Origin of the sequence: Streptococcus sp. A23 (assembly GCF_043674155.1) — a bacterium.
Classification (GTDB): Bacteria; Bacillota; Bacilli; order Lactobacillales; family Streptococcaceae; genus Streptococcus; species Streptococcus suis_V.
The window spans coordinates 1-6,776 of the sequence record NZ_JBIMJP010000032.1; the positions used below are offsets into that span (position 1 = coordinate 1).

Annotated in this window: 1 protein-coding gene; it reads left to right on the forward strand. The window is 42.2% G+C overall.

Going from position 1 to position 6,776, the window contains the following annotated elements; genetic code table 11:
• Positions 1-154: 154 nt before the first annotated feature.
• Positions 155-6,514, forward strand: a complete 6,360-nt coding sequence (locus ACHBIE_RS10685) for a ZmpA/ZmpB/ZmpC family metallo-endopeptidase (RefSeq protein WP_394733312.1) — start codon at positions 155-157, stop codon at positions 6,512-6,514.
• The last annotated feature ends 262 nt before the right edge of the window (positions 6,515-6,776 follow it).

Genomic DNA, 6,776 nt, shown 5'->3' on the forward strand with positions numbered 1-6,776 from the left:
GAGTAGGTGGTACTCTTATCATATCAGGGAATCTTCTTTTTGACTTCTAGAAGTCTCACATCTATTGTAACGCTACAGAAATAAACAAAAAAATTGTACGAACCATTATGATACGGTATAATTGTATGTATAATTAGCGATTATTGGAGAAAATATGAAAAACATTTTTAATGAAAAGCGAGAACGATTTGCTTTCCGTAAATTATCAATTGGACTTGTTTCTGCAACCCTAGCAAGTCTATTTTTTGTGACTTCTATTGCTACTGCCCCTTCAGTCAGTGCGCAGTCTATCAATTACACCTATGTGACCGAAGAAGAGTTGACTGATGCGGAAAAAGAATTGATTATTCGCGACTTGCCAGGTTTGGCACAAGAAACGGATTCTACCTACTATTTGGTTTATCGTCCTGTAGTGTCTACAGGTTCTGATTCAAAAATCTTACCTGAAACAGGTGTCTTGGAAAATAGTGCGATGGTTGTTGCAGGTCTATCTCTCCTGATTATTGCTGTAAAATTAGGCAAAAAAGGGAAGAAAGAATTTGCGGGAGTAATCATTCTTGCCGCAACGGGTGCAAGTTTCTTGGCACCGACAGGTTCAGCATTAACTAGCCATATTCTGGCTCAATTCAACCATGCGGTGGAACGTTCTGCAGGTCAGGCTTTGCCAGCGCCAGCTGAGATTGAAGGCTATGTTTATGTGGGCTATTTTAAAGATAGCAAGGCGGTAGAAGAGCTTCCAGCAGAGGAGGAGAAACCAGCAGATAATGGGAACCAAGAAATCGTAACCGAAGTTCCAAATACTGCTCCAAGTCATGAGCTACCAGCAGCTGATATTACTGAGAAGACTATCACCAAAATGGAACTCATCGCCTTTGAGACTCAAACGGTTGAAAATCCAGCCTTGGTCGAGGGGACAGAAAAAATTGTTCAAGAAGGTCAAAATGGCGAGCGGACCATTACCATCAAGCAAACACTTGTAGACGGTCAGGTTCTGAAGGAAGAGGAAGTTTCATCCGAAATTACCAAAACTGCTACTCCAAAAATTATTGAAATTGGGACACAGAAGGCTGAAGAGTCTATCATAACTGCTCTTCCAGATACAGCACCAACGAACGAAATTCCAGCCTTGGAGGTTACAGAGAAAGTTGTTTCGCATACAGAATCGATTGCCTTTGAAACTGAGGAAGTCTATGATGATACTCTTCCAGATGGGACTAGATTGACTGTGCAGTCTGGACAAGCAGGTCAAAAGACAATTGAAACCAAGCAAACATTTATCGGTGATGTCTTGTTGAAGTCTGAGGCTGTGTCCGAAGCGGTTAGCCAAGCTCCTGTTAATCAAATCGTAAAAATTGGTACAAAACCAATTACTGCTCTTCCAGATACAGCTCCGACGCATGAACTACCAGAAGTTGCCTTGACAGAAGATACGACGACCAACACCGAGTCCATTCCTTTTGAAAGCCAAATTATCTATGATGCTACTCTGGCTGAGGGAACTCGAAATGTGGATCAAGTTGGGCAAGCGGGGGTTCAGACGACAATTACCAAGAATTACTATGCTGACGGTGTCTTGATCAAGTCTGAGCAGGTTTCAAGCTCGGTGACAAGCTCACCAGTAACTGAAATTGTTCGCATTGGTACAAAGAAAGCTGATACAGTCACAACTCAGACGGAATCAGCTACAAAAGTCATTCCATTTGAAATCAGCTACCAAGACGATGCGACCCTTCCAGTTGGTGAAGAAAAAATTATTACGGCTGGCCAAAATGGACTTGCTACTGTTACAACAACCTACACTCTTGTAAATGGTGTTCGTCAAGAAAATCCAACAGTGACTGAAACGGTGACCACTCAGCCTGTGACTCAAGTAGTTGCACGTGGTACGAAAACGGCTACCCCAACTCCAGTTGAACGCACAGAGACTGTTACAGAGACGGTAGAAATTCCATTTGAAACCAAGACAACAGAAACAGCGGATTTTTATACAGATGAGGAGCAAGTAGTAGTTGAGGGGAAAAATGGAGATAAGGAAGTTACCACTACTTATCAGACAATCAACGGAGTCCGTCAACCAAAACCAACAGTGACTGAGAAAGTCCTTAAAGAACCAACAACGAAAGAGGTTCTCAAAGGAACAAAACCAATAGAGGGTACGGAAACCGAAACTAATCAAGTTGAAATTACCTTTGAAACAGAGTATGTTGACGACCCTACACTGTTAGAAGGTAAGACCAAAGTTGTAACGACGGGTGTAAATGGCTCTAAGACAGTTACAACAACTTACCAGACTATCAAGGGCGTTCGTCAGGAAAAACCTACTGTAACAGAAGAGATTACCAAACAACCTGTTAAGCAAGTCATTGCGCGTGGTACAAAGGTTGAAAAAGTACCACAAGTGATTATCACAGACTTGGTGGAAAATGATGATGCCAAGTCAGCGACAATTAGCTACAAGTTGACAGACGAAACCGCTAACTTCCAACGAGCTGTTGCTCTCCTCTATGATAATACAGGTGTCTTGGTACAGGAACAGGCAATTACGGATCCAAATGGCCAGTTGACACTTGAAAATCTTGATTTCTACACAGATTACACTGTTAAGACTAAGATTTTCTACACAATGGCAGACCAGGAACAAAGCTCGGAACAAGAAGCTATTCTTGAAAGCATACGCAAATTTGATTTAGTCTATAAAAAGATTGAAGTCAAAGATATAGATGCAGTGACTGTTTACCGTCGTAAGAATGGTAGCTACATCGGTCAAGAATTCTTGGAAGAGCTACCAACATCTACTGATGAATTATTCATTAAAGTTACTTCAGATCGCTTCAAAGAAGTCTATCTTCCAGTTTCTAGCATTGAAGAAACTACGTTAGATGGCAAAACAGTCTTCAAACTAGTTTCATCCTTTGATGAATTGGTACAGGACAAGGATACCCAATACGTTGCCAACCGTGAATTCTACATTCCTAAAATGGCGACAGATGCCAATACCTACACCTCCTTCAAGGCTCTGCTTGAAGCCATGAAGGCCAACCCATCTGGTACTTTCAAACTAGGTGCACATTTGGACGCAAGTGAAGTCCCTGTTGGAGATATTCCATCTTATGTGACTGGATTTAGCGGTACTTTGGATGGAGTAAATGACGGCTATGCCTTCTCAATCAGCAACTTGAAAGCCCCATTGTTCTTTAACCTTAGTGGTAAAGTTCAAAACTTGGACATCAAGAATTCAAGTCTAAATACAACGTCTAAGAACCCACTTGCTACCATTGCGATTAATGCCAACAATGCAACAATCACGAACGTAGCAGTAGAAGCATCACTTAAAGGACCACAAAACGTATCTGGTTTAGTTCATTCAGCAACCAATACAACTATCAAGGATGTATCCTTCAAGGGTAGCATCGAAGTAACCGGAACCGATGCAAGTCTAACTGGTGGTATCTTGGGTAACGGTACAATGGCAAGTGTTGGAAATGCTAAGGTTGATGCAACTATTACTCTCCCAGGTACAGAAAACCAAGTAGCTGGTGGTATTGTCGGACGTACCATGCTTGTCTACGATGTACCAGGAAGTGTCTATAATTCTTATGCAACTGGTTCCATTGTGACAACTGAATCGGCAGCCATTGTCGGCGGCATTGCAGGTTCCAACCAAGTGACGGGTGCCTATGCTCGATATAGTGGTGAAGTCAACAATGTTATTAGCGATATGACTGGTACGACAAGCATTATCGGTCAACCAGATAACCCAACTGGTAAGATTAAGGGCGGTTTCACAACAACAACTGATAGTTTGACCAATGTTACTGTTATCTCTGATGAAGATGCACAAGCCAAAGTAGAAGCAATGGGAATTCAAGCGACAATTGATGATTCTGTTTCGCTTAATCTCAATCAATATTCAGTAGATTATCTAACCGTGGATAAGGCTCAGGCTGACCATGAAATCGCCTACTACAACATGGAAAAAATCCTTCCATTCTACAACAAGGAACTCCTTGTCTACTATGGAAATAAGATTGCGACAGACGATAAGCTCAATACAGTTCGCCTGCTTGACGTTGTGCCAATGAAGGATAAGGATGTTGTTGCAGATGTCTACGCTGAAAAGGCTAATATTAATAAGATTATGCTTCACTATGCTGATGGCACGGTGGACTATAAGACGGTTTCTTATCTAGAAGACTTCAAGAATAATCATGTGGTCGAGTATACCATTTCAGGAACAGACTTGATTTACACGCCAGAATCATTCTTGAATGACAGAAGTGCCCTTGTCAATGACTTGGTAAGCAGCCTTTCTTCTGTTGTCCTCGACTCGGATGCTATGAAGGCGGTTATCAATTATCCAACAACCTTGAATGCCGATACTCAGACAGGTACTGTAAAAGATTTCTACTTTGGTGAAAGCTATGACCAAGTTATGGCCAACCTAGAAAGCAATGTTCGTAAATTGTTAGTTGCCAGTCTCAATGGACAAGGCCAGGCTTCAGAGACCTATATCAAGGAAAAAATTCTTAATAATAAAGAAGCCTTTCTTCTAGGTTTGACTTACTTGAACCGCTGGTATGACATCAACTACGGAACTGTGAATACTAAGGAATTAACCATTTTCGAGCCTGATTTCTTCGGAAATGATGCAGCATCAGCACTAGATATGATCTTGGCAATCGGAAATGGTGGCTACGATGTTCTTCGTGCCCATAACAACGTGACGACCTACGTGTCTGCCATGGCAAAACAAACTGCTAAGGCTTCTGTCTTTGACTTGGTTGAGTCTTATCGTCAACTTTTCATGCCAAACTTGACAGATAATGAATGGTTTAAACAAACCACAAAAGCCTATATCGTTGAAAGTAAATCACAGGTAGCAGAAGCAGCAGCCAAGCAAGATGCGGCAGAAAAACATAGCAAGTATGCTCTCGCAGTCTATGACCGTATCACTAATCCAAACTGGGCTTACCGTCAAATGCTCCTGCCACTCTTGACCCTGCCGCAAGAAGACATCTTTATCATAAGCAATCTCAATACAATGGCAATTGGTTCGTATGAACATTATGTTGAAGATTATTCAACAACTGAAAACCGTGATAAGGTACGTCAAATGGTTGATTTGGCAGCCCAACGCCAACGTGACAATGCCGATTTCTGGTATAAGATTCTTGACGAGACCAACCGTGACAAACTCTTTGGTAGTCTTCTTAACAATGAAGGCTATATGATGTTCGGTCCTGATGGTAAGAAAGCCTACCGTAATTTGACTGCGGAAGTTGATGCTATTCAAGACTTCTACGGTCCGATTAACAAGTGGTACCGTGAACACTCATCAATTAAGACTGCATATGCAGACGGAAAAGAAACCTACTATATCACCTATGATATGCTAGGCGATTATGGAACGACACTTTATAGTCATGAAATGGTCCACAACCAAGACGGCTCCACCTATCTCCATGGCTATGGTCGTCGTATCGGTCAGGGAATGGAAGTTTATGCCGACGGCTTACTTCAAAACGTTTCCTCGCTGGATAAGATGATCCTTGGCTTCAACGCCTTCTTTACAGAAGATGTAGCCAACCGTGTCCATGTGGCTGATCCGGTGGAACGATTTAGCAATGAAGCGGACTTCAATGCTTACTTCCATAACCAATTTGATGCCCTTTACTTGTTGGATTACTTGGAAGGTATGGCTATTCTTGGAAAAACTGACGATTTGAAGAAGGATTGGCTCCGTAAGATTGACAACTACTATATTCAAACCAATGGTGTCAACACACATGCTGGAAACAATGCACGTGAGCTGACCGATGCAGAAGTAGCTTCCTTGAAGACTTTCGAGGATTTGATTGATAACAGTATCATTGATTACCGTCAATATTTCGGACCTACTGGTGGTGCTAAGACCTTGACCAAAGAATGGTCACGTAATGGATACCACAGTGTTCCAATGTTTGCAGCCAACTATTCTGCGCTTTCAAACCCATATGGCTCACCGGGAGATATCATGTTCCGCCGTATGGCCTTTGAATTGATTGCAGCTAAGGGCTATACAGAAGGCTTTATCCCTTATGCATCTGGACAATTGTCTGACTATGCTATGAGCCAAGGCTCAACCATTTACGATACTTGGAACAAGAAAGATACAGGTCTGATTACTGATACGCACGTCTTGAACCAAGTCTTTAAGGGTCAATATACAACATGGGAAGAATTCAAGAAAGCCATGTTTGCTGAGCGTGTTGAAAAAGCAGAGGCAGGAAAACTCAAGCCATTTACCATGCAGTATGAATTAGGTGTTGCTAACTCTACAAAAGAAGTAACAGTAACGACCTATGCCCAACTCCAAGCTTTGATGGAAGAAGCAATGGAAGCTGATACAAATGGACGAATTTTCTATTCAACCAATAGTGTCAACCTCAGTCGTGTGCATGCTCTTAAGGTAAAAGTTTATCAGGCTCTGATGAACACAACGGATGACTTCAAGACGTCGATTTTTAACCCATAATCATAAACAAGTTGGTCTTGTGCCAACTTGTTTTTTAGTACGACGGGCATGTCGTACATCTGAGGTGAAAGTCCTCTGCGGGCACCCGCTACCGGTGAACCCAATAGCGACTCCCAAGCCTGACTATCGTAACCGCCCCATAACAAGGTATCTATTCAATCATTTCTTGCCTAGACTATCATCTCAAACGACATGCGTTAAAAGTTAGTTGAACCGCCGTGTGCCGAACGGCACGCACGGTGGTGTGAGAGGGACTAGTCTT